The following is a 3,727-nucleotide window of genomic DNA, read 5'->3' on the forward strand; positions in this document are numbered from 1 at the left end:
CAACGATGCCGTGGCCATGACCGGAGGACAGCCGGTGGACGGTACGGTCTCGGTGCCGATGATCGCGCAGCAGATGGCGGCAGAGGGCGTGCAGCGCATCGCGCTGGTCTCGGAGGACATCAGCCGTTACATCGACCGCAACGGTTTGCCGGCGGCGGTGAGCCTGCATGACCGCAAGGAGATGGATGCCGTGCAGCGCGAGCTGCGCGAGATTCCGGGTGTGAGCGTCATCATCTACGACCAGACCTGCGCCGCCGAAAAACGCCGCCGCCGCAAGAAGGGAGAATTCCCTGACCCCAACGAACGGCTCTTCATCAATGCGGCCGTATGCGAGGGCTGCGGCGATTGTGGGTTGCAGTCCAACTGCACCTCGATCCTGCCGCTGGAGACGGAGCTGGGCCGCAAGCGCGTCATCGACCAGTCTTCCTGCAACAAGGATTACTCCTGCGTGAAGGGCTTCTGCCCCAGCTTCGTCACCGTGACCGGCGGGCAGTTGAAGAAGTCGCGCACCGGCGTCCACAAGAAAGGCGCGGCCGACGATTTCGGCGCGCTGCCCGAACCGGCCATCCCGTCTTGCGAGACGCCGTTCAACATCCTCATCAACGGCATCGGCGGCACCGGGGTCATCACCATCGGCGCACTCATGGGCATGGCCGCGCATCTGGAAGGCAAGGGCGCGTCCGTGCTGGACATGACCGGCATGTCGCAGAAGAACGGTTCCGTGACCTCGCACGTGCGCATCGCTGCACGGCGCGACACCATCCGCGCGCAGCGCATCGCCACCGGGGAAGCTGACCTGGTGCTGGGTTGCGACATGCTCACGGCGGGCGCTTTCGATGCCATTTCCAAGATGCGCCCCGGCCGCACGCGGGCGGTGGTCAACCTGCATCAGCAGCCGCCGGGCCAGTTCGCCAAAAATCCTGACTGGCAGTTTCCGTTCGAGGAGGTCAAGGCGCTGATCCTGGAATCGGTCGACCAGCAGGCCGACTTCATCGATGCGACACGCCTGGCCACGGCCCTGATGGGCGACGCCATCGCCACCAATCTCTTCATGCTGGGCTATGCCTGGCAGCGCGGTGAACTGCCCTTGAGCGAAGCCGCGCTGCTGCGTGCGATTGAACTCAATGGTGTGGCGGTCGAAGCCAACCAGACCGCTTTCCGCTGGGGCCGCCGTGCCGCAGTCGACCTGCGCCGCGTGGAGCAGATTGCGGTGCCGGCCCAACCGGTGGTGGTGCATCTGCCGCAGTCGCTGGATCAACTGGTCAAGCGCCGGGTGGCCTTGCTGACCGAGTATCAGGATGCGTCCTACGCCGCCCAATTCGCCGAAGTGGTGGAGGCCGTGCGTGCCGCCGAAGCGCCGCTGGGCAGCGACAAGCTGACCCTGGCCGTCGCCCGCAGTCTCTCGCGCCTGATGGCCTACAAGGATGAATACGAAGTGGCGCGGCTCTACACCAACGGCCAGTTCCAGAAGGAGCTGGCGCAGCAGTTCGAGGGCGATTTCACCCTCAGCTTCAACCTGGCACCGCCGATCTTTGCGCGCAAGGATGGACTGGGGCGATTGGTGAAGGCGCGATATGGCAGCTGGATGATGACGGCCTTCAAGCTGCTGGCGCGCTGCAAGGGGCTGCGCGGCGGTGTCTTCGATTTCTTCGGGCGTACCGCAGAACGGCGCATGGAGCGGGCGCTCATCGTGCAATATCGCCAGATGGTGCTGGAGTTGCTGCCCGCGTTGACGGCGGACAATCTGGCCGAGGCCATCGCCCTGGCGCAGTTGCCGGAACAGGCGCGCGGTTTCGGTCATGTCAAGGAGCAGGCGGTACAGGCCATGCAGGGGCGGCAGGCGGAATTGCTGGCAGCGTTCGCGCAAGCAGGCAATAAGCCCGCCCCGAGTGCAACGCCGGCCGCGGCCTGACCGGTCCTGACAGCTTCGGCATCGAGATCCGCCAATGTCGCGCCGGTGACAACTGTCCGGCGCGAATTCCATTAAGCTTGGGCGCAAAGCGGGAAGCCAAGTGCCCAACCCGCATTGCCTGGCAAAAACAACGAACAGGAGACAAGCATGGATTTTGAACTCAACGAAGACCAGCTGGCCTTCCAGCAAAGCGCGCGCGATTTCGCTGCGCGCGCCATGGCCCCCTTCGCCGCCAAGTGGGACGAGGAGGCGCACTTCCCGCTGGACGTGATCGCCAAGGCTGGCGAGCTGGGCTTCTGCGGCCTCTATACCCCGGAAGAGGTGGGCGGCCTGGGCCTCTCGCGCCTGGATGCCACGGTGATCTTCGAGGAACTGGCGCGCGCCTGTACCTCGACGGCGGCCTATCTCACCATCCACAACATGGTCAGCTGGATGGTCGCCACCTGGGGCCATGCCGAACTGAAGGAAGAATGGTGCGAGCAACTGGCCGCCGGCCAGAAGATCGGCTCCTACTGCCTCACCGAGCCGGGCTCGGGATCGGATGCCGCCTCGCTCAAGACCACGGCGCGCCGGGTCGATGATTTTTACCTCATCAACGGTTCCAAGGCCTTCATCTCGGGCGCGGGCAGCACCGACCTGCTGGTGGTGATGGCCCGCACCGGCGGCCCCGGTGCGCGCGGCGTCTCGGCCATCGCGGTGCCGGGCGATACCCCGGGCATCAGCTACGGCAAGAAGGAAAGCAAGATGGGCTGGAACAGCCAGCCCACGCGCACCATCAGCTTCGACAACGTCAAGGTGCCGGTAGGCAACTTGCTGGGCGAGGAGGGCGAGGGCTTCGTCTTCGCCATGAAGGGACTCGATGGCGGCCGCATCAACATTGCCACCTGCTCGGTGGGGGCGGCGCAGGCGGCGCTGGATGCGGCGCACGCCTACATGAAGGAACGCAAGCAGTTCGGCCGTCCGATTGCCGACTTCCAGGCGCTGCAATTCAAGCTGGCCGACATGCAGACCGAACTGGTGGCCGCGCGCCAGATGGTGCGGCTGGCAGCGGCCAAGCTGGATGCCGGCTCGCCCGAAGCCACCACCTATTGCGCCATGGCCAAGCGACTGGCGACCGATCTGGGTTTCCGCGTCTGCAATGAGGCGCTGCAATTGCACGGCGGCTATGGCTACATCCGCGAATATCCGCTGGAACGCTATTTCCGCGACGTGCGGGTGCACCAGATCCTGGAAGGCACCAATGAAATCATGCGCGTCATCATCTCGCGCAACCTGCTCGGCCGCGACACGCTGGACGACATCCGCTGAACCCTCACGAGGAAACGCATGAGCACCTACACCAACCTGAAGCTGGAAAAATGCGGCCGCACCGCTGTGCTGACCCTGTCCAATCCGCCGGCCAATACCTGGACCCGTGAAGCCCTGGCCGACCTCACGCGCCTGGTCAAGGACCTCAACGCCGACCGTGAGATCTATACCCTGGTGGTGACCGGTGAGGGAGAAAAATTCTTTTCCGCCGGCGCCGACCTCAAGCTCTTCGCCGATGGCGACAAGGCCATGGCACGCGAGATGGCGCGCCGCTTCGGGGAAGCCTTCGAGACCTTGTCGGGCTTCCGGGGCGTTTCGATTGCGGCCATCAATGGCTACGCCATGGGCGGTGGCCTGGAGTGCGCCCTGGCCTGCGACATCCGCATCGCCGAAGAACAGGCCCAGATGGCCTTGCCGGAAGCCGCGGTGGGCTTGCTGCCCTGCGCGGGCGGTACGCAGAACCTGCCGTGGCTGGTCGGTGAAGGCTGGGCCAAGCGCATGATCCTG

General features: G+C 65.1%; 3 protein-coding genes. All 3 read left to right on the forward strand.

Going from position 1 to position 3,727, the window contains the following annotated elements; translation table 11 throughout:
• Positions 1-1,912: indolepyruvate ferredoxin oxidoreductase family protein (locus tag B3873_RS24170; RefSeq protein ID WP_286869519.1), on the forward strand; the 1,912-nt coding region annotated here is incomplete at its 5' end.
• Between the two features lie 147 nt (positions 1,913-2,059).
• Positions 2,060-3,220 (forward strand): acyl-CoA dehydrogenase family protein, encoded by a 1,161-nt coding sequence (locus B3873_RS24175; RefSeq protein WP_286869521.1) that lies wholly within the window; start codon positions 2,060-2,062, stop codon positions 3,218-3,220.
• A gap of 18 nt (positions 3,221-3,238) precedes the next feature.
• Positions 3,239-3,727, forward strand: a 489-nt coding sequence (locus B3873_RS24180; RefSeq protein WP_286869523.1) for an enoyl-CoA hydratase, incomplete at its 3' end; no start/stop codon positions are given.

The sequence above is a fragment of the Herbaspirillum sp. UBA812 genome (assembly GCF_002296545.1).
Classification (GTDB): Bacteria; Pseudomonadota; Gammaproteobacteria; order Burkholderiales; family Burkholderiaceae_D; genus Herbaspirillum; species Herbaspirillum huttiense.